This is a genomic window from Nocardia elegans NBRC 108235, assembly GCF_001612845.1.
GTDB classification, from domain to species: domain Bacteria; phylum Actinomycetota; class Actinomycetes; order Mycobacteriales; family Mycobacteriaceae; genus Nocardia; species Nocardia nova.
The window spans coordinates 65,159-85,683 of record NZ_BDBF01000002.1 but is presented as its reverse complement, the minus strand read 5'-3'; the positions used below and the strand labels follow the sequence as shown (position 1 = coordinate 85,683).

General features: G+C 68.6%; 19 protein-coding genes. 8 read left to right on the top strand and 11 right to left on the bottom strand.

The window, feature by feature from the left end; all coding sequences use genetic code 11:
- Window positions 1-26 precede the first annotated feature (26 nt).
- Together NE2_RS02450 and NE2_RS02445 are read right to left on the bottom strand one after the other, a co-directional pair.
- Window positions 27-1,496: an MDR family MFS transporter gene (locus tag NE2_RS02450; RefSeq protein WP_063023506.1), complete on the bottom strand. Its 1,470-nt coding sequence runs from the start codon at window positions 1,494-1,496 to the stop codon at window positions 27-29.
- Window positions 1,497-1,734: 238 nt separating this feature from the next.
- Complete coding sequence (locus NE2_RS02445; RefSeq protein ID WP_063909249.1) at window positions 1,735-2,739, bottom strand: phosphatase PAP2 family protein; 1,005 nt, start codon at window positions 2,737-2,739, stop codon at window positions 1,735-1,737.
- A 269-nt stretch (window positions 2,740-3,008) separates the two neighbouring features.
- On the opposite strand from NE2_RS02445, the gene NE2_RS02440 reads away from it, so the two are divergent.
- Window positions 3,009-3,890, top strand: a complete 882-nt coding sequence (locus NE2_RS02440; RefSeq protein ID WP_063023503.1) for a hypothetical protein — start codon at window positions 3,009-3,011, stop codon at window positions 3,888-3,890.
- A gap of 6 nt (window positions 3,891-3,896) precedes the next feature.
- On the opposite strand, the gene NE2_RS02435 is transcribed toward NE2_RS02440, so the two are convergent.
- Window positions 3,897-4,751 (bottom strand): DUF1266 domain-containing protein, encoded by an 855-nt coding sequence (locus NE2_RS02435; protein WP_063909255.1) that lies wholly within the window; start codon window positions 4,749-4,751, stop codon window positions 3,897-3,899.
- Window positions 4,752-4,874: 123 nt separating this feature from the next.
- Here NE2_RS02435 and NE2_RS02430 point away from each other — a divergent pair, with 123 nt between their 5' ends.
- A complete protein-coding gene (locus NE2_RS02430) occupies window positions 4,875-5,699 on the top strand; it encodes an alpha/beta fold hydrolase (RefSeq protein ID WP_063023500.1) in 825 nt (274 codons plus the stop codon).
- 22 nt (window positions 5,700-5,721) lie between these two features.
- On the opposite strand, the gene NE2_RS02425 is transcribed toward NE2_RS02430, so the two are convergent.
- Window positions 5,722-6,585: an N-acetyltransferase gene (locus NE2_RS02425; protein WP_063023498.1), complete on the bottom strand. Its 864-nt coding sequence runs from the start codon at window positions 6,583-6,585 to the stop codon at window positions 5,722-5,724.
- A gap of 136 nt (window positions 6,586-6,721) precedes the next feature.
- Window positions 6,722-8,026 (bottom strand): glycosyltransferase 87 family protein, encoded by a 1,305-nt coding sequence (locus tag NE2_RS02420; protein WP_084493704.1) that lies wholly within the window; start codon window positions 8,024-8,026, stop codon window positions 6,722-6,724.
- Window positions 8,027-8,110: 84 nt separating this feature from the next.
- Between NE2_RS02420 and NE2_RS02415 the strand changes: the two genes are divergently transcribed.
- From NE2_RS02415 to NE2_RS02405, 3 genes are all read left to right on the top strand, one after another.
- Complete coding sequence (locus NE2_RS02415) at window positions 8,111-9,475, top strand: purine-cytosine permease family protein (protein ID WP_063023494.1); 1,365 nt, start codon at window positions 8,111-8,113, stop codon at window positions 9,473-9,475.
- Between the two features lie 47 nt (window positions 9,476-9,522).
- The gene (locus tag NE2_RS02410) at window positions 9,523-10,632 is read left to right on the top strand and encodes a phosphotransferase enzyme family protein (protein ID WP_063023492.1); all 1,110 of its coding nucleotides are present in this window, start codon (window positions 9,523-9,525) and stop codon (window positions 10,630-10,632) included.
- A gap of 88 nt (window positions 10,633-10,720) precedes the next feature.
- The gene (locus tag NE2_RS02405) at window positions 10,721-12,247 is read left to right on the top strand and encodes an amino acid permease (protein WP_063023792.1); all 1,527 of its coding nucleotides are present in this window, start codon (window positions 10,721-10,723) and stop codon (window positions 12,245-12,247) included.
- On the opposite strand, the gene NE2_RS02400 is transcribed toward NE2_RS02405, so the two are convergent.
- Genes NE2_RS02400 through NE2_RS02390 form a run of 3 tightly spaced genes read right to left on the bottom strand, consistent with a single transcriptional unit; the run spans window position 12,145 to window position 15,297 of the window.
- Window positions 12,145-12,798, bottom strand: a complete 654-nt coding sequence (locus NE2_RS02400) for a hypothetical protein (protein WP_063023490.1) — start codon at window positions 12,796-12,798, stop codon at window positions 12,145-12,147. The two genes, NE2_RS02405 and NE2_RS02400, sit on opposite strands and share 103 nt — an antisense overlap.
- Before the next feature lie 11 nt (window positions 12,799-12,809).
- Window positions 12,810-14,045: a PucR family transcriptional regulator gene (locus NE2_RS02395; RefSeq protein ID WP_063023488.1), complete on the bottom strand. Its 1,236-nt coding sequence runs from the start codon at window positions 14,043-14,045 to the stop codon at window positions 12,810-12,812.
- Between the two features lie 22 nt (window positions 14,046-14,067).
- Window positions 14,068-15,297, bottom strand: a complete 1,230-nt coding sequence (locus tag NE2_RS02390; protein WP_063023791.1) for a PucR family transcriptional regulator — start codon at window positions 15,295-15,297, stop codon at window positions 14,068-14,070.
- 188 nt (window positions 15,298-15,485) lie between these two features.
- Between NE2_RS02390 and NE2_RS35425 the strand changes: the two genes are divergently transcribed.
- From NE2_RS35425 to NE2_RS02375, 3 genes are all read left to right on the top strand, one after another.
- On the top strand, window positions 15,486-16,616 hold the full coding sequence (locus NE2_RS35425; protein ID WP_063023486.1) for an esterase/lipase family protein: 1,131 nt from the start codon (window positions 15,486-15,488) through the stop codon (window positions 16,614-16,616).
- Complete coding sequence (locus tag NE2_RS35420; protein ID WP_063909248.1) at window positions 16,613-17,959, top strand: lipase family protein; 1,347 nt, start codon at window positions 16,613-16,615, stop codon at window positions 17,957-17,959. The genes NE2_RS35425 and NE2_RS35420 overlap by 4 nt, the downstream gene beginning before the upstream one ends.
- 201 nt (window positions 17,960-18,160) lie before the next feature.
- Window positions 18,161-18,448, top strand: coding sequence for a hypothetical protein (locus tag NE2_RS02375; RefSeq protein WP_030518181.1), 288 nt, complete (start codon window positions 18,161-18,163; stop codon window positions 18,446-18,448).
- A gap of 131 nt (window positions 18,449-18,579) precedes the next feature.
- On the opposite strand, the gene NE2_RS02370 is transcribed toward NE2_RS02375, so the two are convergent.
- The 3 genes from NE2_RS02370 to NE2_RS02360 all read right to left on the bottom strand — a co-directional run bounded on the left by NE2_RS02370 (window position 18,580) and on the right by NE2_RS02360 (window position 20,495).
- A complete protein-coding gene (locus NE2_RS02370; protein WP_063023484.1) occupies window positions 18,580-19,221 on the bottom strand; it encodes a DUF305 domain-containing protein in 642 nt (213 codons plus the stop codon).
- An 84-nt stretch (window positions 19,222-19,305) separates the two neighbouring features.
- Complete coding sequence (locus tag NE2_RS02365) at window positions 19,306-19,851, bottom strand: DUF6153 family protein (RefSeq protein WP_146165385.1); 546 nt, start codon at window positions 19,849-19,851, stop codon at window positions 19,306-19,308.
- Window positions 19,852-19,904: 53 nt separating this feature from the next.
- Window positions 19,905-20,495, bottom strand: a complete 591-nt coding sequence (locus NE2_RS02360; protein ID WP_063023480.1) for an AMIN-like domain-containing (lipo)protein — start codon at window positions 20,493-20,495, stop codon at window positions 19,905-19,907.
- Between the last annotated feature and the right edge of the window lie 30 nt (window positions 20,496-20,525).

The following is a 20,525-nucleotide window of genomic DNA, read 5'->3' as shown; positions in this document are numbered from 1 at the left end:
TGTCTCGCGGGCGTTTCGGTTCGTAATCAGCCGCGCACCATCTCGGTGTCCTCGACGTCCTCGGAGTCGAGGACGACCGCCTCCGAGGAGGCCGAGCGGTTGGGCAACAGCACCGCCATCACGATGACGATCAGCGCCAGGCCGGCGGATATCCCGAAGGCCAGCCGCATACCCGACAGATGGGCGACGAGCGGTGCGATCCCGCGATCGGTGAGGGTGGTGGCGCGGGCGGTCATCACCGTGACCACCAGGGCGGTGCCGAAGGCCGCGGCCACCTGCTGCAGGGTGCCGAGCATCGAGCTGCCGTGCGAGTACAGATGCTGCGGCAGCGCGCCGAGACCGAGGGTGAAGACCGGGGTGAAGGCCGCGGCCAGCGACACCATCAGCAGGATGTGCAGCGCCAGCAACTGCCAGTACGGCATGGTCAGCGAGATGCGGGTGAAGCCGGCCAGGGCCGCCGCGATGCCGATCGCGCCGGGAATCACCAGCATGCGCCCGCCGAAACGGTCGAACAGCCGCCCGATCGTCGGCCCCAGCAGACCCATCGCCAACCCGCCCGGCATCACCAGCAGACCGGTTTCCAGCGGTGACAGCGACCGCAGGTTCTGCAGGTACAGCGGCAGCAGGATCATCGAGCCCATCATCGCCAGGAAGGCCACCGCCATCAGCACGAGTGCCTTGGTGTAGGTGCCGGACAACAGGATTCGCAGATCGAGCAGGGGAGACCCGGTGCGCTGGAGGTGGATCTGGCGGGCGGCGAACACCGCGATGAAGGCCACGCCGGCGGCGACGATCAGCGCCGGGATCACGATGTTGCCCACCTCGAACCGGCTGAGGCCGTAGACCAGGCTGCCGAAGCCGAGGGCCGCGAAAACGACACTGGCCCAATCGATCGCGCCACTCTCGGGTTCGCCGACGTTCTCCAGTTTCCGCAGGCCGAAGAAGGTCACCGCACCGGCGATGGGCAGCACCAGCAGGAAAAGCCAACGCCAGGAACCGATCTGGAGTACCAGGCCGGAGATGACCGGACCCATGGCCGGAGCGACCGAGATGGCGAGGGTGACGTTACCCATGACACGGCCGCGATCATGTTCGGGCACCACGGTCATCAGGGTCGTCATGAGCAGCGGCATCATCACCGCGGTGCCGCCGGCCTGTACGACGCGACCGACGAGCAGCACCGCGAACGACGGCGCCGCGGCCGACAACAGGGTGCCGGCGAGGAAGACGCCCATCGCGAGCGCATAGGCGCGGCGGGTGGTGACGCGCTGCAGGAACCATCCGGTGACGGGGATGACGGCCGCCATGGTGAGCATGAACGCGGTCGACACCCACTGCGCGGACCGCTCGGTGACGTGCAGATCGGTCATCAGGCGTGGGATCGCGTTGATCATGATGGTCTCGTTGAGGATCACCACGAAGGTCGCGAGGACCAGCAGCCGGATCACCACGGGGGTTCTTCGTCCAGCCGGGCGATGGACTGGTTCGGCGGGCATGTGTACCTCCGGGTGTTGCGACGCAGAATGTCCGACCGACGTCGAGCCACCCTCTGTGCCTCGAACGCCACACCAGACCTGACGACCGTGACCCACTCAACTCATCGGTGCCGCGCAAGTATTCCGGTGAACCGGACACGTGAGCACGTGGTTTTTCGCGCCGAACCGCACTGATAGCCGCGAGAAACGACTGCTCACCTGCGCCTGTTCCGTGGGGCGCGGAGGGGAGAGACGCTCGTCACACCGTGGTGGCCGGGGCCGCGGGCACCATGGCCTCCGACCCGTCACCCCGGCCGGCCGCGGGCAGCGGACCGAACAGTGCCCGGCCCGCCCGCCAGTTCTCCCACATGCGCGTGATCAGAATCGTGAACGCCGTGTACACGCCGCCGAGCAGCACATCGAAGGCCCAGTGCTCGCCGCCGTAGACGAGGGTGAAGCCCATCGCGCACGGATAGATCACCAGGATCGCCCGCGGCCACCAGTGGCGCGTCAGCGGCCACAGCGTCGCGGCCACCAGTACCGAGAACGCCGTGTGGAGCGAGGGCACGGCGGCGACGTAGTTGCCGTGGTCCTCGAGCCATTGCGCGCTCACGTTGGGATCGACCACGCCGAGCCCGAAACCGGATATGCGCCGCACGTGTTCCGGGATGGCTCCTTCGCGCCCCGCGTACCAGGGCGGCGCCGCGGGCACCAGCACATAGGTGACCAGCGCGAGATACGACAGCAGCAGAATCCGGCGCATATACCGGACCCACAGCGGCCGGGAGTACACGTAGAAGATCGCGGCGACCGCCCAGGGCAGGATGAAATGCGTCGTGTAGACCACGCCGATGATCGGCGTCCACGAGGGCTGGCCGTCGCCGGCCAGATGGTCCTGCAACCAGATCGTCGGCAGGGTGCCGCCGAACATCCAGCGATCGGCGGTGACCAGTTCGTGCATGCGCAGCGGCATGCCGAGTTTGTCGGCGAGGTCGCGGGTGTAGTCGTAGACCATGAGCGCCGCGATCAGCGGCAGCCAGTCGGTCAGTACCCGGATGTGCTGGCGCCAGGGCCGGTCGATGGTGAAGGCGAGAACGCCGCCGATCATCCACGCGGCTTCCTGCACGCGGCCACCGGGTAGTGCTCCGGTGATCAAGGCCGCGACCAGTGCGGCCAGGTAGGCGAACCGCACGGCGTAGCGGATCAGCCGCCGTTGGCTGGTCGGCTCCGCGATTTCGGTGGTCTCCGGCTGTACACCGAGCATTCGGCCAGTGTGCCACCCACATTCACGGGCCGGACACATCCATCCGGTTCGCGTGTCGGGGTGACGTCGTGTTCCGGAGTAGCACATACGCACGTCTCATCGCCGCACTCAGCACGGGTAGCGCCGCCGTGGCGACCGCCACCGGACTCGCGAGCATGTTCGCCGGAAACCTCCGACCGGCGTTCGCCGGATACCCGGAACGGCGGGGGTCTCTCGGTAGAATCCGTCCCCGATGAGGTCTCACCGGGTCGGATGGGGAGGATGCGGCAGTGCTGGAGGTGTGGGGGCGTCGGACCGCGGTCAGATATGCCGGCGGGCGGATCACCACCACGCCACTGGGCGTCGACGACGATGTCGCCATGGATGTGCGGGTCTGCGATCTGCGTGACGCCTGCCTCGCCGAGGCCGACAGCGGTGACCTGCTGATCCTGCTGTATTTCCGGGCTCCGGACTATGTGATCAAAGGTGTTGCCACCCGGCGCAATCCGGCGACGATCTTCCTCGAACCCGAGGTGTTCACGCAGGCCGCCACACTGGTCCGCGCGATCGGCGACGATCTGCTCGAGATGCGGCGCATCGTGCGGCAGCGGCCGAATCTGACCCCGCCCCGGCCGGTTCCGGGGCAGTACGGCCCGATCCGCCCCGACGTGTCGCGTGCGGCCGAGCGGATGCGCACCCCGGAAATGTGCGCGCGGGAGCTGGCGGCCCTGCACGCCTACGCTCGCCCGGACGAGTACGTCCTCGAATGCGCACCGTGCGGGCATCGCGGGGCGCCGGGGCTGGTGGTGATCACCACCCTGCGGCTGCTGTTCGTATCGGCCGGGGCCACCTACGAATTCCCGGTGGCCGCGCTGGATCGCACCGATGTGGCCGCGCCGCCCGGATCGGTGGCGACGCTGCGCGTTTCGGACGGCAACACAGATCTGGAATTCGTCTCCACCGAGGCCGAGGATCTGCTGCGCGTCGACGGCGCCGTGCGGCTGGCCTGCGAGATCGAACATGTCGACGGTTCCATCGTGATGGCGCGTCCGTCGTCGCTGGACCTGTTCGGCGAATGGCAGTTGCTGGTGGAGCGGCGCAAACTCGGCATGGTCGACACCGAGCAGTTCAAATGGGAGGGCATCGGCATTCTGCGCGCGATGCCGCAGTAACCGCCGTCAGTGGAACGGGGAGAGGCCGAATACCGGCGCGCCCGGATGCAGCGCCACCCGCCGCCACGGACTCGACGGGCGCATCAGCAGGCCGCGGATCATCCAGCGGCGTTCGTCGACCTGCTCCTTGGCCGCGGCGAGGTCCTGGGTGGCCGCCCAGAAGATGGCGCCGGTGAGGAAGCCGGCCGCGAACTGCCGCCAATTGCGGTAGTGCTGCTGGGCTTTGGCGAGCGCGCGGCCCAGCAGCGTCCACGCCTCGTCCTCGTCCAGATATCCGGCGGTGTGCGCGGCGCGGGCGATGAAGACGATGCGCGAGAGGTCCCAGGCGGTGGCATCGGTGTTCAGCGGTTGCGGTAGCCGGTCGACGATGCCGAATTTGATGGCCTGCAACCAGGCGTCGTAATCGCGGTCGATGCCGTTGACGCCACGGTAGCCGCGCACCTCGGAGACGGTGTGCAGGAATTCGCGGTGGCTGTCGGCGAGCCCGGTGCGGTCGACGCGGGTGGTGTCCTGGGCGGCCGCGGTCGCCAGCGGATGCACCATCGCGAACAGCGGTGCGTGCATCCCGCTCAGCAACCGGCCGATGGTGTCGCGCGCATCCTCGGCGTTGTCGACGCCCCACGATTCGTGCAGGCCCTCGATGGTGGATTCGCGCCGGGTCTCCGAACTTCCGGGGTGTTCCGGCTGGAAGGCGAGGGTGTCGTTGTAGGAGCTCCAGCTGCGGCCGTAGTACGCCCCGATCGCCAGCGCCCGGATGCGATCCTCGCCGATCGCGACACCCGACCATTTGTCCGAGCCGGGATCGAAATCCGAACTCGGAAATCCGCTGACGCGCGGAAGTCCGTGCGGTCCGGCGACCATGGTCACCACTGCACCCCCTCGCCCGTGAATACTGTCCGTGCGAGCCTACCGACCGGCCCCGCCGGAGCTCGCGAACCCATCGCGTACTTTCGAACCGAACCCCGGCCCGCGAAGGAGTAGGACATGCAGACCGTGACGTCGCAGGACGGCACCACCATCGCCTTCGACCGGATCGGTTCCGGCAGTGCGGGAACCGTCGTGCTGATCAGCGGCGCATTCGGTTATCGGCAGGTCCCCAACACCGTCGAGTTGGCGCGGGCGCTGGCCGAGAACTACGGCCTGCGCGTGCTCAACTACGACCGGCGCGGGCGCGGCGACAGCGCGGACTCGCCGGGGGTCTACGACAGCGCCGACGAGATCGCCGATATCCGCGCGCTGGTCGAGGCCGAGGGCGGATCGGCCGCCCTGTTCGGCTGGGGCTCGGGCGCGATCCTGGCGCTGCTGGCCGCGCGCTCGGGCGCGATCACGGGAATCACCGACGTGGTCGCGTTCGAACCGCCGTTCGTGGTCGACCCGAAGGATCACGTGCCGCCCAAGGACGCGGAGGAGAAATTGCGCGAGCGCATCGCGGCAGGCAAGCGCAGCGGTGCGGTCCGGTACTACATGACCAAGGTGATGGGTGTTCCGGGACTGGTCGTCGCGGTCATGCGGATGTCGTCGGTGTGGAAGAAGCTGGTCGCCACCGCCGATTCGACGGCCCACGATTTCGCTGTGCTGAAACCGTTTTCGCGCGGTGAGACCATCCAGCCGGAAGACTGGGCCGCGCTCACGGCGCCGACCCTGCTGCTGATCGGCGATCGTTCCGCCCCCGCGCTCACCAAGGGGGCCAAGAAGATGGCCGAGGTGCTCCCGAATGCCGAATTGCGGGAACTGCCCGGCGTGAGCAACGATCCGGTCGCCGCCGAACTGGCCCCGGCGATCGGTGAATTCCTCACGCGCACACGGTGATCAGCGCGGCCACGACGACCGGCTAGGGGATGCTGGCGGGTGCCCGCACGACCCGCCCGCCCAGGCGTTCGGTCACCTCGAAACCCTGCTCGCGGAACCAGCGCGCCAGGATCGGGACCGCCGAATCGTCGTCGCGGAACGTGGGGACCAGCTGCGCGACGATATGCATGCCGTGGGCGTCGGCGGTGCGGCACAGATGGCGCAGCGTCGCGGTGCCCAGGCCCATCCGGCGCAGCGGCGGAATCACATCGATGTGATCGAGTTTGACGGTGCTGGCATAGATTTCGAACTGAACCGCGACCGGGCCCTGATCTCCGGCCAGCGTCGCCGGATCCGCCGGCACCGGGCGCACCTCGCCGGGCAGGTGCACGATGAGCCGGCGTCGCGCCTCGTCGTCGGGCGCCATGCGGACAGCTTGCACCACGCGATCGGTGATATCGCTGACGGCCGTGCGGTCACCGTCGGCGGCGAGCGGACGGATATCGGTGGTCCTGCGCGCCGTGTCGCGCAGGGTGCGCACCCAATGCGGATCGGCTTTGCCGTAGCGCTCGGCGAGCTGACCGATGGTGTGCTCGAGTCCGAAACAGCCGCCGAAGGTTCCGGTGTCGCCGCCCGACAGCACGCCCCACCGATGATCGTCGGCCCCGACGCAATGTCGCGCCAGTTCGGCGCGGATCTCGTCGCGGCGGCGTTCGGCCTGATCGACCGCCGCGCCGGGCAGAATGCGCAGCCAGCGTTTCCATCCGTCGAGATTGGCGCGGATCCGGCTACCGGCGAGATCGGCGCAAGCCTGCTGGTAGTTGCTCCAGGCTTGCTCCCGTCGCTGGATCAGCTGCCGATCCGGGCGGGTGCGATCACCGTCCGCGGTCGGCGTGTTGTCGTCCATATTTATCTACGGTACGACGGAAGTGCAGGGTGACCGGGGTGTTGGGAAATCGCCGGTGGTGTGTCGCCGACGCCGGGTGGCAGGCGGCCGAGGATGCCCCGGAGATTTACCGATCGATTGCGCCCGGCGTGTCGGCTCAGGACTCGGTGGGCACCTTGGTGCGCAGCGAACGCAACGACGCGGGCAGCAGCGGTTCTGCCGTCGTGGGCCGCGGTGCGGTGACGACATACAGGGCGACCAGCAGCACGCTCAGCCACACATAGGTGTCGCCGACCAGATGCTGCCACGGCGTCCAGGCCAGTTCGCGGTTGTTGTCGCCGGGTTCCCAGTTCTGCGGGCCGATGGTGAACACGACCGCGGTCGCGATGATGATCGCGTACCAGATCATCGCCGACCTGCGCGGCAGCCGAGTCGCGACGCCGACGGCGGCCAGCAGGCCCGGCGCGATCCAGACCCAGTGGTGCGACCACGAAATCGGCGAAACCAGCAGGGTGAAGACGGCATTGAACGCGAGGGCCAGCGCCGGATCGGCGACCGCGCGCCGCATCGCCGCCACCACCAGCACCAGCAGCGCCAGACTCAGCAGCGCCCACAGGGCGGTGAAGGCCGGTTCGGGGACCTGGAAGCGTGACAGCACGCCCTGAATCGACTGATTGGTCCGGAAAGCCGACCCGCTGAGGCCCGAGACATTGCCCATCCCGCCGAACCAGTACTTCACCGATTCGTGCGGCATCAGGGCGAACGCGATGCCGGTGGCGACGGCGCCGGTGAGCGCCGCGGTGAGCGCCGAACGGTAGTCGCGGCGAACCAGGAAATAGAGGACGAAGGCGGCCGGGGTCAGTTTGATCGCTGCGGCGATGCCGACCAGGACGCCGCGCGGCCAGCGGGTGCGTTTGGGCAGGCAGTCGGCGGCGACCAGCACCATCAGCAGCAGATTGACCTGCCCGAAATCCAGTGTCGAATGCACCGGTTCCAGCAGCATGCCCAGCGGAATCGCGCAGGCGCTCGCCCACAGCACCACCTCGGTGCCGCCGCTGCCCCAGACCCGGCGGGCCACCAGATAGAGCGTGATCGCCAGCGCCAGCGTGGAAACCACGAAGAAACTGATCGCCGCGGCATTCCACGGCAGCAGTGCGAACGGGCCGAGCGCCACCGCGGCGAAGGGCGGATAGATGAACGGCAGACTGATCCCGAGTGTGGTTTTCGGCAGACTGCCGTACATATCGGCGCCGTCCCACATCGCCTGCACGCCCAGGCGATACACCTGGAGGTCGATGAATTCGCGCTTGATCGGCTGCAGTGGCCAGCTGGGCCGCAACAGCCAGAACACGCTCAGGGCGACCAGCAGTACCGGAACCAGCCAGACGAGCCGACCGATGCGGTGGGCTCCCGGCATGCGAGGTCCCGACAGCGGCCGGGCGGATGTGGAGACGCTAACCATCCGGGACGAGGTTACCGACTGCGGGCGCCGGAGCGAAGCTGGGGGCGAATTTCCACCGGCGGCACCCGATAGCATGAATTCGCTATGACGACTCTGCCCGAGCAGCCGGGAGACCGCTCGGCCGAGGCCCCGCTGCTGCTGACGAACGCTCCGCCGCGCACCCTGTCGTTCGGTGATCAGGCCGCGTTCTGGGCCAACCTGGGCGTGAGCCTGATCGGCTTCACCGGAGCCTTCTACGTGCTGCAACCGGCCGGCCATCCCCAGTTGCCGGTCACCGCGGCCGTCCTCGCCACCGCGGTGGGAACCGTGCTGGGCACCGCGATGGTGGCGGCCGCCGGCGCGGTGGGCGCGCGCACCGGCGCGCCGGCGATGGCGAACTTCCGCGGACTGTTCGGCACCCGGCTGTCGTATGTGCCGACCGTCGCCAACATCGTGCAGTGCATCGGGTGGGGAGTGTTCGAGCTGACCGTGATCGCGGGCGGGGTCGCGGCGCTCACCCACGGGAATCTGCCGCACGGTGCGGTGATCGTCGGGGCCGGTGCGTTGTGTACGGCGATGGCGATCTGGCCGTTGAACGTGCTGCGTATTCTGCGCAAGTACGTGACGGTGGCGGTGGCGGTGGCCATGGGCTGGTTCACGATTCAGTTCCTGCGCCAACCGCTGCCGCCGGCGACCGGCACGTCGTGGAGCGGATTCTTCCCCGGCGTCGATACCGCGCTGGCCGTGGCGGTGTCGTTCGTCCCGCTGGCCGCCGACTACACCCGCCACGCCCACGGCGCTCGCGCCGCCACCGGGGCCACGATGGCCGGCTATTCGATCGCGCAGACCTGGTGCTATCTGCTCGGCATCGTCGCGCTGCTGCAGGCCGGCGGTGATCCGGACCGGATCTTCGACACCTTCCTCGGCGTCGCGGCCGGATGGCTGTTCTTCGCGGTGCTCGTGCTGCGGGAATCGGATCAGTCGTTCGCCAATGTGTATTCCACCGCGATGTCGCTGCAGAATCTGCTGCCGCGCGTGGACCGGCGCTTCCTGGCCGCGGCGGTGGGTGCGCTCGCTACCGTGCTGGCGCTGGGGGTGCACGACTTCACCGGTTTCTCGAATTTCCTGCTGCTGATCGGATCGGTGTTCGTCCCGCTGTGCGCGGTGCTGGTGGTCGACTTCTTCCTCGGTCGCGGCCGTCGTGGGTGGGATCTGTCCGAGAACGCTCCCGCCCGCCCGCTCCTGCTGGTGCCGTGGCTGCTGGGCTTCGTCGTGTACCAGGTGCTCAATCCGGGATCGGTGGATTGGTGGGCGCCGATCTGGCTGCGGGCACAGGACCTCGTCGGTGTGCATCCCGGCTGGTGGTCCTCCGCCTCGCTGTACTCGTTCCTGGCCGCGGCCGCCTGCACCGGTGTGCTGGCCCGTCTCGAACGGCTGCCCGCCCGGCCCGAGCCGGAGCGAACGTCCTGAGCCGGGCGGGAGACGAGTCCGCGGAGAAGGACGATCAGGTCTTCGCGATGGGCGAAAGTGGGTCGGCCGCACCGGCGTTCTCCCCGCTGACTCCCGGCGAGCTGGGAGATCTGTTCGCCGAGCCCGGCGCGACACCCGTGATCGAATGGCGCAGCCGGCGGCCGTTGTCGTCCACGGCCCGGGTGCGGCTGGGCGACGGAACGCGAGTCGTGGTCAAGCGGATGCCTTCGGCGCTGCGCGATCCCGGGACCCTCGCCCCCGAACACGCCTTCATGAATCATCTTCGCGCACAAGGCATTCCGATTCCTCGGGTGCGGGCGACGGAGCGCTGCGAGTTCACCTACGAAATCCAGGAACTCGGGGCAGGCGAGGACCGGTACCGCGACGATTTCTCGTGGAGCCCCTATCACTCGGCCGACGATGCGGCCGCGGCCGGAACGATGCTCGCGCGCCTGCACCTCGCCGCGGTGGGATTCGAGGCACCGGAGCGCCCGCCGCATCCGTTGCTGGCCGGGCTGTGCACTGATCCGGTCGCGGCCGTCGACCGCTACGTCGCCGCTCGCCCGGAGGTCGGCCGCTTCCTGGCCGCTGAGCGATATCCGGACGCGGTGCGGTCGCAGGCCGGACCGCCGGTGGATCCACCGGGCGCGACGGATGCCCCCGCATCCGAACTCGCCGCCGCGGTCGCGACCTTGCCCGCGCTGTGGACGCACAACGATTGGCACGGCACGAATCTGCTCTGGTCGGACGGCGAGGTCACCGCCGTCCTGGATTTCGGCCTGGCGAACCGGACCGTGGCCGTCTTCGATCTCGCCACCGCGATCGAACGCTTCGCTGTCGACTGGCTCTCGATCGCCGCGGGCGGCCCGGCCCGGGTGCAGGCCGGGCAACTGGCCGCGTTCCTGCGGGGTTACTGCGAGATCAGGCCGCTGCATCGGGTGGAGCGCGAGGTTCTGCCCGACCTCTTCCCGCTCGTGCACATCGTCTACGAATTGTCCGAAATCGATTACTTTCTCACGATTCCGCCTCGTCGGCAGGTGCGCAATGCCCGGATCGCTTACCGTAACTACTTTCTCGGTCGCTCGGTTTGGGCCGCATCGGCCGAGGGCAAGGCCTTCACGACCATGTTGCGACGACTGACTGCCGAGTGCTGTTAGGTTGCTGTCTGCGGGTCACGGGGGATCGGTGACAACGGAGGAGACGGGTGTGGCTGAGCCGACGCCAACGCAGAACACGGCCGGATCGGTGCCGAACCCCCGGTGGGGTGGTCTGCTGCGAACCAAATCGGTCGAACAATCGATCCGGGATACCGATGAGCCCGATTCCAAACTCCGCAAGGATCTGACCGCCTGGGATCTGACCGTCTTCGGTGTCGCCGTGGTGGTCGGCGCGGGCATCTTCACGCTGACCGCGCGCACGGCCGGCAATGTGGCGGGGCCATCGGTCTCGCTGGCCTTCGTCTTCGCCGCCGTCGCCTGCGGTCTCACCGCCCTGTGCTACGCCGAATTCGCCTCCACAGTCCCCGTCGCGGGCAGTGCCTACACCTTCTCGTACGCGACCTTCGGCGAGCTGGCGGCGTGGATCATCGGCTGGGACCTGATCCTCGAATTCGCCCTCGCCGCATCGGTTGTCGCGAAGGGATGGTCGCAGTATCTGGGTGAGGTGATGGGCTCGCTGTCACCGATCGTGCACATCGGCTCCGTCGCATTCGATTGGGGCGCAGCCCTGTTGATCGTCATCCTGATGGTGCTGCTCGCGGTCGGCACCAAGGTGTCCTCCCGGGTGTCGGCGATCGCCGTCGCGATCAAACTGTCGGTGATCGCGGTCGTCATCGTGGTCGGGTTGACCTATTTCAAGGCCTCCAACCTGACGCCGTACATCCCGCCGTCGCAGCCGAGCGATGCGGGTGAGGGCCTGCACCAGTCGCTGTTCTCGTGGCTGACCGGGGCCGGTAACAGCACTTTCGGCTGGTACGGACTGCTGGCCGCGGCGAGTCTGGTGTTCTTCGCGTTCATCGGCTTCGACGTGGTGGCCACCACCGCGGAGGAGACCAAGAATCCGCAGCGCAACGTGCCGCGCGGCATTCTGGGTTCGCTGCTGATCGTGACGATCCTCTACGTCGCGGTCACCATCGTGCTGACCGGCATGGTGCCCTACACCGCGCTGTCCGGGAACGACGCCACTCTCGCCACCGCCTTCGGCCTGCACGGGGTGACCTGGGCGAAGAACATCATCTCCGTCGGCGCCCTGGCCGGTCTGACGACGGTGGTCATGGTGCTGTACCTGGGCCAGACCCGCGTGCTGTTCGCGATGGCGCGCGACGGCCTGCTTCCGCGCCGCCTGGCCCGCACCGGCCGTTTCGGCACGCCGGTGACGCTCACCGCCGGCGTGGGTGCGGTGTGTGCGGTGCTGGCCGGCTTCGTGCAGTTCGGCACGCTGGAGGAAATGGTCAACATCGGCACGCTGTTCGCGTTCGTGCTGGTGTCGGTCGGCGTGCTGATCCTGCGGCGCACCCGCCCCGATCTGCCGCGTGGATTCCGGGTGCCGCTGGTGCCGCTGATCCCGATTCTCGGTGTGCTGGCGTGCCTGTGGCTGATGTTGAATCTGTCGGTGGAGACCTGGCTGCGATTCCTGATCTGGATGGTGATCGGGTTGGTCGTCTATTTCACCTACGGTGTGCGGCATTCGGTGCTGCGCTCGACACCGATCTCCGACACTCCCGCGGCGGCGTCCGAGGGCCGGGCTACCGAGGGCCGAGCTACCGAAGGCTGAGTTTCCGAAGGCTGGTCATCCGGAGGCTGGGCACCCGCATACGCCGCGAAGGCCAGGGCGCGGGCTCGATCGAGCTGGTCGATCACCACCTCCCAGGCCGGGTGCCCGGCATCCGGCGCGTCCAGCAGATCGCGATGGATACGCAGCAGCGTGCGGGTGGCCTCGGCGGTATGCGCGGCCGCCTGCAGCGCGGGGGCCGACGGCACGGTGGTGAAGTGCAGTCCCGCGATCCGATGGGCGAGCCAATACGCCTCGAAATGCGCCTGGGCGCAATGCTCCTCGCGTTGTTCCCGATCGTCGGTGGCGTAAGTCGCGGTACCCGGCCCGGCGGCGCGGGCTCGTTCCTCGAGTGCGGTGAGATCGGGAGCGCCGGTCAGGGAGTGGCGTAGATCATCGCCCATCATCCGGTACAGCAAACCGGCGAGCAGGGCGTGTTCGACCGCTGCCGAATCGGTTCCGGACATTTCCGAAATACGGGCTTGCTCGGCGGCTTCGTCGGTATCGGCGCGGAGCACCGCCAGCGCGGCCCGCAATTGCGCAGTGGTAGCCATCGCGAGACAGGCTACCTCCTAGCAAACGTTTTGCCCATACCGTCCGGCGAATGGTCCGCGAGGTCCGCCACGGGCGGTCCCTCGGCGTCCCGATACGTGCGCGCGACCAGTGCGGCGCGCAGATACCAGAGGCCGCTCGGCTGCGAGGGATCCAGTCCGGTGAGCTGACCGATCCGTTTGAGCCGATAGTCGACGGTATTGGTGTGCACCTGCAACTGCCTGGCGGTGCGGCGGCGGGACAGGCCCGTGGCCATGTGCCGCCGCAGGGTCTCGAGCAGATCCGGGTGGTCGTCGAGGGGATCCAGCAGTGTCCCCAGCCGTTCCAAACCCGGTCCGGGACGGGTCAATTGATATTCCATCGCCAGATCCGCGAAGCGGTACAGCCCGGGCGGGCTGGCCAGCCGCAGCACGGTGTCGAGCAGTTCGTGCACGCGGTCGGCGGCCGCGGAGATCTCCTCGGTGGGCGTCGCGAGCGCGGTGGCGGTGAGCCCGACCTGCGCCGCCTCGGACAGTTCGGCGATCAGCTCGTCGAGTTCGTCCTCGCCGAACATCGCCTCCGGGACCAGGATCGTGCCGCCGTCCACGCTGAGTAACGACAGCACCCGCCCGCCGCTGCGATTGGCGAGTGCGGTCTGCAACCGGCGCAGTTTGCGGCGCGCCACCACTTTCCCGTCCACGTTGGGATGGGATTCGTCGGGGTGCGGCGGGATGCTCATCGCCACCACGACATACGCGGGTTCGATCTCGATCCCGCTCGCCCGGGCCATCGTCGAGGTGGGGTGCCCGGCCAGCAGCGCCGAGACCAGCGTGTGCACCGCGGTGTGGTGTTCGGTGACCGCGGCCTGATGTTCGCGCACATAGGCGAGCGCGACCGCGGGGGTGATGGTGTCGAGAATCCGCAGCAGCAGCTGCGCCGGATTCTCGGGCCGCTGCTTCGGATCGGTCTGGGTGAGCAGCAGATCGAAGGCCAGCCGGAATCCCTCGTGCACCGCGTGGTGGACGGTATCGATCGGAATGCCCTCGCGTGCCCAGTTCGCGGCCGCGCGCTGCAGGCGCCCGACCTTCTCGTCCGGCTCCCGGCCCTCGAGGATGTCGACGGTCAGTTCCAGGCAGACCCTGGTCACCGCGGTGATGTCGCCGTGCAGGGCGTCGCCGGGCAGTGTGGAGCACGGTGCCACGTGTTCGGCGAAATGCCCGACCAGTTGGCGGGAGAGCACCCGGACGTCGTGGCGGGGGCGGGCGTTCATCGTCGTACTACCTTCTCACTGCTCAGGAGGCGACCGGCCGGGCGGGCGCCGGACGCAATCGATGGGCGACCAGCGCCGCGGACAGCAATCGCGATCCGTTCGGATCGCTCGGGTCGACGCCGGTGAGTTTTTCTATGCGACGCAGCCGATAGCTGAAAGTGTTGGGGTGGATGTGGATTTCGGCGGCGGCGGCCTTGCGGTCGGAGCCGTGGCGCAGATGCGCGTCGAGCGTCTCGATGAGATGCGGTGCCCGGCGCAGCGGTTCGATCCGTTCGGCCAGCCGGTCACGAGCCACCCCGGGCCGCGTGAGCTGATATTCCAGCAGCAGATCGTCGAGTCGGTACACCCCGGTCGGCCGCCCCGACATGCGTGCCAGCTGGGCCACCTCCGCGGCCTGATGCGCCGCTTCCGGCACGGATTCGCGCCTGGTGCACGCGGTTTCGGCGACGAGAACATCGGCGCCGAACTGTTCGGCGAGTTCGGTGGCCAACTCCGCGCCGGCGCTCTCCGGCCACTCGCGAACGCCGGGGAGCAGCACGACCGCGGTGTCCCCGTCGAATGTGTGCAGCGCGGTCGGCCCCGCCACCCGATCCAGAACGCGCTGCAGGATGCGGATGCGGCGGCGGACAACGAGATTCGCGGCCGCGGCGGGTTGCGGATCGGTGCGCACCTGGACGACCAGCACCGAATACCGTTCGGCCAGCGCGGTATCGGCGCGCGCCGCCTGCTCCTCGGCGGGCTGTCCGCCCACCAGCGCCGCGCACAGGGCGCGCTTGGCCTCCCGTTCCGGATGGTAGATCGAGTGTTCGACCGCCGCATAGCCCTCGACCGTGATCAGGTTGATGTGCATGAGCAATTCGAGTGTGCGCGAACCGAACTCGATCAGCTGGTCGACATCCGCGGGCTCACTCAGCGCCACCGCCTCCTGCAGTACCTGCTGGGCGGAGCGGTGGACCGCCTCCATCAGCAGCGGCAGCGGCAGCCGATCCTCCGCATGCCGCTCGATCACCGGTTGCACGAAGGCGGCGACCTCGTCACGGGTGAATTCCCGCCGCTGCGCCATGGCGCGCAGGAAGGCGTGCGCGCATCCGTAGATGGCCGGAAGCACTTCGACGAAATGGTCCGCGGGCAGATCGGCGGCCGATGCGGAGGTACCCAGGCCGGAGGCCAGGACGCGTTCGGCGAACTGCGGCAGGCGCTCGAGGATGCGCACGGCGAGACTCGAGGGTGCGGAATTCACGGCAACCGGCATGCGCCGATTGTCGCGGGCCACAGGGATTGCGGCAAGAGGTCGCGGCGCCGCGGCCGGAATTCGTTTCCGGCGACAAATCCCGCCACCGGATCTGGGTATCCGAGTGCAGTGACTTTCCCGCCGCTGCCGATGAGGCTGAATGTGGGCCGCCGAAAACGATTTCCGGTGTGCCGGCAGGGAAGGTAGCAATGAAGCTTCGACATCGAATCCCGGCGCTCGCCGCGCTGATCTGCGTGGCCGTCATCGGCTCCGGAACCGCGACCGCGGCGCCGCCGGACGCCCCGGAAACGCAGCTGGCCGATCTGATCGCCGCGGGTCTGCATCCCGCCGCGGACGGCGATGTGCCGCGGCCGATCCTGGACACCGGCAGCAGTTCCGGTTCCGGCGGCCGGGTCGGCAGCCACGCGAGCGACGCGGTGGGGGAAGGTCCCGAAACGACCTCCTACCTGGCCGCATTCGGATACGGGCTCACGCATCCGGATGCCGCCCCGCCGGGCGCGAATCGCTGGGATTGTGTGCCGAGCGCCGACCATCCGAAGCCGATCGTGCTGGTGCACGGCACCTGGCTCAACGCCTACGACAGTTTCGCTTATATGGCGCCGAAACTCGCGCGGGCGGGCTTTTGTATTTTCGCTTTCAATTACGGACGGTCCGGTCTTCTCGACGGCGGTGGTCTCGGTGCGGTACTTCCCGGACGTTATGCGGTCGGGCCGATCGAGGATTCGGCGCGGCAACTGGCGGCCTTCGTCGACCGGGTTCGGGCTACCACACATTCCGATCGCGTCGACATCGTCGCGCATTCCCAGGGGGCGCCGGTAGCCGATCAATATCTGAAATTCGACGGCGGCGCCGAAAAGGTCGGACAGCTGGTCAGTTTCGGCGGCACCCATCACGGAACGACATTGCTGGGCATGGCCACGCTGGGGCGGATCATCACGAATCTGGGTATCGATATCCTCGGCTTCTACCGTCCGCTGGTCGGCCCCGCGAATATTCAGCAGGCCGTCGGCTCGCCGTTTCTGAACCAGCTCAACCTCGCCGGCGACACCGTGCCCGGCGTGGCGTACACCGTGGTGGCCTCCCGCTACGACGAGGTGATGAATCCGGTGGAACTGGCCCTTCTGCGTGCCGGTCCGGATGCCGCGGTCGACGACATCACCCTGCAGGACGGCTGCGAACAGGATCTGTCCGATCACCTGACGATGATGTATTCCCCGCGGGCGCTCTCGATCGCGCTGCACGCGCTCGATCCGCAGCGGTATCCGACACTGAGCTGCAGCTTCAACCCGTGGCTGGTCGGCGGCGGGGGTGGATTGTGAGCGGCCGGCGGTCGCGGCCGCCGCGGCCGGACGCCGACCCCTTCCATCGGGCGCCGGAAGGTTTCGAGGCGCAGCCGGCGGGCGCCATCCTGCGCAGCCGGGTCGTGGAGCTGGCGGCCTTCGGTGTCGTGCCACTGCGAATGTCGGCCTGGCAGCTGCTCTATCGCACCAGCGACCTGAACGGGACGGCCGAGGCGGCGGTGACCACGGTGCTGCTGCCCCGGGACTGTGCGCCCGGGCGGCCGCTGATCTCCTTCCACTGCGCGATCGATGCCGTTGCACCGCAGTGCTTTCCGTCCTACGCGCTGCGGCGCGGCGCCCGGGCGATCGGAGCGATTCCGCAGCTCGAACTTCCCTTGATCGCGGCGGCGCTGGATCGGGGGTGGGTGGTCTCGGTGCCCGACCACGGCGGTAGTGAGGGCCGATTCGGGGTGGCGCGGGAGCCGGGACACCGCGCGCTCGACGGTATCCGGGCGGCGCTGAATTTCGTTCCGCTGGGCTTGAATTCGGGTACACCGATCGCCCTGTGGGGATACTCCGGCGGCGGCCTCGCCACCGCCTGGGCGGCCGAGCTCGCGGAAACCCATGCACCCGAACTGAATATCGTCGGCGCCGTGGCCGGCTCACCGGTCGGGGATCCCGGGGCGGCGTTCGAGCGCCTGAACGGCACGGTATTCGCCGGATTCGCCATGGTCTTCACGGCGGGGCTGCGTCGCGGCTATCCGGATCTGGATACCGCACTGCGGGCGGCGCTGCAGCCTCGCTATCTGGCGATGCTGGCCGAAGCCGAAGTGTCGGCGACCTTTCCGCTGCTGGCCCGGCTCGCCCGCCGCGACGTCGGGCGCTACGCCGCGGGCGGACTGCCCGGTCTGCTGGATACCGCGGCACTGCGCACGGTTCTCGCCGACATCCTCCCCGGCCGCCGGGCGCCGCGCATGCCCATGTTGATCGTGCAGGGTGTCCACGACGAGGTGATCGCCGTCGACGACGTCGATGCCCTCGTGCGGCGCTACGAAGCGGCCGGGGCGGATATCGGCTATCTGCGTGACCGGCTCAGCGCGCATCTGCCGCTGGAATTCCTGGCCATCCCGGTGATGGTCGACTGGCTCGCCGACCGGTTCGCCGGACGGCCGACGACTCCCGGGACGCGCACGGTGTGGTCGGTGGCGGGGACCCGGCGCGCGCTGGCGGGGCACCGGCGACTGGCCGCGTTGAGCGTGCGGTTGCTGACCGGGCGTCCGATCCGGGGTGCGGCGCCGGACGACCCGGCCGACGGTGTCGAGCTCGGTGCGGCTCGCTCCCGGCCCGCCTCGGTCGCGCGGAGCGGCCGGTCGCGACCATGATCGTCGGCGGACCGGTCAGTTGACCTGGAACCGCAGGTAGCGGCCGCTTTCGCGAATGCGGTGTGTCCGGCTGCGGGCGAGGCGGCCGGTGCGGTTCAATTGGATCTGTTTGACGAGTTGTCACTGCATGCTCTGCGCTCCAACCGGCATCACCTCAGTACCGGCATCACCTCAGCATCCGAGAGGACAACGAACGTGAGCATGGTTCTCGCCGTACACGATATGTACACCACCGTGCTGGCTCAGGTCGGCAACCCCACGCCGGAAACTCCGCCGGCCGCGGACAAACTGCTGAAGCTGGTCCGCTACTTCACCTGGTTCGTCCTGCTGTCCGGCGTCACCGCCATCACCTACGGCGGCGGCCGCTTCGCCTGGGAGAAGTGGAACGGCGGCGGGCTGGAGTCGCCGAAGATGGTGGCCGGCGCGATGATCGGCGGTGGCGTCGCGACCAGTGCGGGCACCATCATGAACGCCGTCATCGGCAGCTGACCGCCCCACCCACGCGGGCGTGCCGGATAGCCGGCACACCCGCATGCGTGTGGTTCCCGAGCTCGTCCGCGAGCCACCGTCGACCCCGCGAGCCGAACGGCCGGTGAGCCGAACGGCGCGACCGCGGGCGATCAGTTCTGCCCGAGCATCCCGCGCATCTGCTGAATCTCGGCCTGCTGTGCGGTGAGAATGTTGTGCGCCAGCGCCTTCGCGTCGGCATTCGTGCCGTCGGCGAGCTCGGTATTCGCCATATCCACCGCGCCCTGATGGTGCGCGATCATCATCTGCAGCCACATCCGGTCGAAATCGGCGCCGGAGGCGTCGCGCAGCTGGGTCATCTGCTCGGACGTCATCACGCCGTTCATCGGATGGTTCATGGTCGCCTGCGGAGCCGGCTTGCCGAAACTGCGCAACAGCGCGGCGAACTGCTCCATCTCCGGGGCCTGCGCCTTCTCCACATTCGCGGCCAGGGTGATCAATTCCTGATTCTGCGACCGGCCGGGCACCAGCTTCGCCATCTCCACCGCCTGCGCGTGATGCGGATACATCATCGTCAGGAAGCTGACGTCGGCGTCGTTGTAGTCGGTGCGGGTCGCGGTGGACGGTGCGCTGTTGTGATTCATCCCGGGCATGTCGGCCATCGGCGAATGCGACGACGTTGCCGAGGGCGAGGGGTTCGAATCGCCGGAGTTGTCGCTGCTGCAACCGGCGAGGATCAGGGCGGCCGCGGCGAGTGCGGCGGCCGGCAGCATGCGGAGACGAGAAGTGAACATGATTGTGCTCCTGGGGAATTGCGATGGGCGAGGACCTGTCGTGCCGGTATCCGCGCGCGTTCGCACGCCGATCCGGCGGGCCGGTCAGATCCGCAGAATCGCCAATTCGGCCAGGGAGAGCACCGTCCACGGAGGTGGTCGCGTGCGGCGGCGCAGCTCGAAGCGCGCGAGGCGCCCGGCGCCGAGAATCCGAGCGGCGCCGAGCCAGGCGATCACCGCCAGGCCGAGGACCAGCGCAAGGGTCACCAGCACGAAAACGCAGGCGTGCATGCCGGCGTGGGTGGTGCAGCCGTCACAGCCGGAACCGTCGGCTACCGCGGGGGTGCGCATCGGCGCGGCCTGCGATCGGTCCGCGGCCGGGGCTTGCTCGTTTCGGGCGGCCGCCGCCGCGACTCCTCCCGGCGCTGTGACCGCCGGGAAGTGGCTGCCGTGCGGTATCGGCGAAATGCCCGGGGCGGCAAGCGTATTCGCGGCAGCAGGCGAAGATACCGCCGGCTCGGCGGCGGCGCCCATCGCGTGCCCGGTGGAGAAGACCACCGCGTGCATGACGGCGACGCCGATCAGCAGGGTCAGCACACCGAGCACCCGGACGAATCCGGGCGCGCGACGGAGGCGACCCATGGCGAGCACGGCCCCATTCTACGCATCCCTCGGTTACCCCCGGGCGGTATGGGTGGCGAAGATCATCCGGTCGCGATGTCCACGACCAATCGCACGGGCCGGTCCAGCGCGGTCACCGAGAACGGCGGCCGGTCGGCGTTCACGCCGATGAACGATTGTGTGGTGCCTTCGTAATCCTGGGCCCCGTAGACACCGGCGATGCCCGGCGCGCTCGGATCGGTGGCCGGGTTCGGGCCGCTGTAGGGCGCCACCCCGCTGTCCCACGGATAGGCGGTGCCCAGGATCTGCACCTCGAGGATGGAGGTGCCGGCGATCTGCAGTTCCCGGCCGCTGCCGTTCTGCACCGCGCGATCGGTGTACCGCACATTCCATCCGGGCGCCCCGCCGGTGCCGCCGAACTGGTACACCACCCGGTCGTAACCGTCGTGGTGGCCGATGCGCACATCGGTCACGGTGAGCCGGGTGTCGGTGGCCGGGTCGGCCTGCTGCGGTGAGGTTCCCGAGGGCGGCGCCTGATCGGGTTCCGTGGTCGCCGTGACCGCCCCTGTCGCGGACGGCATCGACGTTCCAGTGGCCGGAGTGGAGTCGCCATCCGAGCAACCCGCCAGCAGTACGAGCCCGGCGACCATCGTCAATGCCAGCCTGTTACGCATGGGACCGATGGTATGCCGTCGGGTGCCAGG

Bases quoted from the DNA above. Each gene is read 5' to 3' on its own strand.
- NE2_RS35425 (WP_063023486.1), top strand. From the start codon at position 15,486: ATGAAGCTTCGACATCGAATCCCGGCGCTCGCCGCGCTGATCTGCGTG.
- NE2_RS02395 (WP_063023488.1), bottom strand. From the start codon at position 14,045: ATGAACGCCCGCCCCCGCCACGACGTCCGGGTGCTCTCCCGCCAACTG.
- NE2_RS02375 (WP_030518181.1), top strand. From the start codon at position 18,161: ATGGTTCTCGCCGTACACGATATGTACACCACCGTGCTGGCTCAGGTC.
- NE2_RS02415 (WP_063023494.1), top strand. From the start codon at position 8,111: ATGACGACTCTGCCCGAGCAGCCGGGAGACCGCTCGGCCGAGGCCCCG.
- NE2_RS02360 (WP_063023480.1), bottom strand. From the start codon at position 20,495: ATGCGTAACAGGCTGGCATTGACGATGGTCGCCGGGCTCGTACTGCTG.
- NE2_RS02425 (WP_063023498.1), bottom strand. From the start codon at position 6,585: ATGGACGACAACACGCCGACCGCGGACGGTGATCGCACCCGCCCGGAT.
- NE2_RS02435 (WP_063909255.1), bottom strand. From the start codon at position 4,751: ATGGTCGCCGGACCGCACGGACTTCCGCGCGTCAGCGGATTTCCGAGT.
- NE2_RS02390 (WP_063023791.1), bottom strand. From the start codon at position 15,297: ATGCCGGTTGCCGTGAATTCCGCACCCTCGAGTCTCGCCGTGCGCATC.
- NE2_RS02370 (WP_063023484.1), bottom strand. From the start codon at position 19,221: ATGTTCACTTCTCGTCTCCGCATGCTGCCGGCCGCCGCACTCGCCGCG.
- NE2_RS02450 (WP_063023506.1), bottom strand. From the start codon at position 1,496: ATGCCCGCCGAACCAGTCCATCGCCCGGCTGGACGAAGAACCCCCGTG.
- NE2_RS02445 (WP_063909249.1), bottom strand. From the start codon at position 2,739: ATGCTCGGTGTACAGCCGGAGACCACCGAAATCGCGGAGCCGACCAGC.
- NE2_RS02400 (WP_063023490.1), bottom strand. From the start codon at position 12,798: ATGGCTACCACTGCGCAATTGCGGGCCGCGCTGGCGGTGCTCCGCGCC.
- NE2_RS02430 (WP_063023500.1), top strand. From the start codon at position 4,875: ATGCAGACCGTGACGTCGCAGGACGGCACCACCATCGCCTTCGACCGG.
- NE2_RS02410 (WP_063023492.1), top strand. From the start codon at position 9,523: ATGGGCGAAAGTGGGTCGGCCGCACCGGCGTTCTCCCCGCTGACTCCC.
- NE2_RS02420 (WP_084493704.1), bottom strand. From the start codon at position 8,026: ATGGTTAGCGTCTCCACATCCGCCCGGCCGCTGTCGGGACCTCGCATG.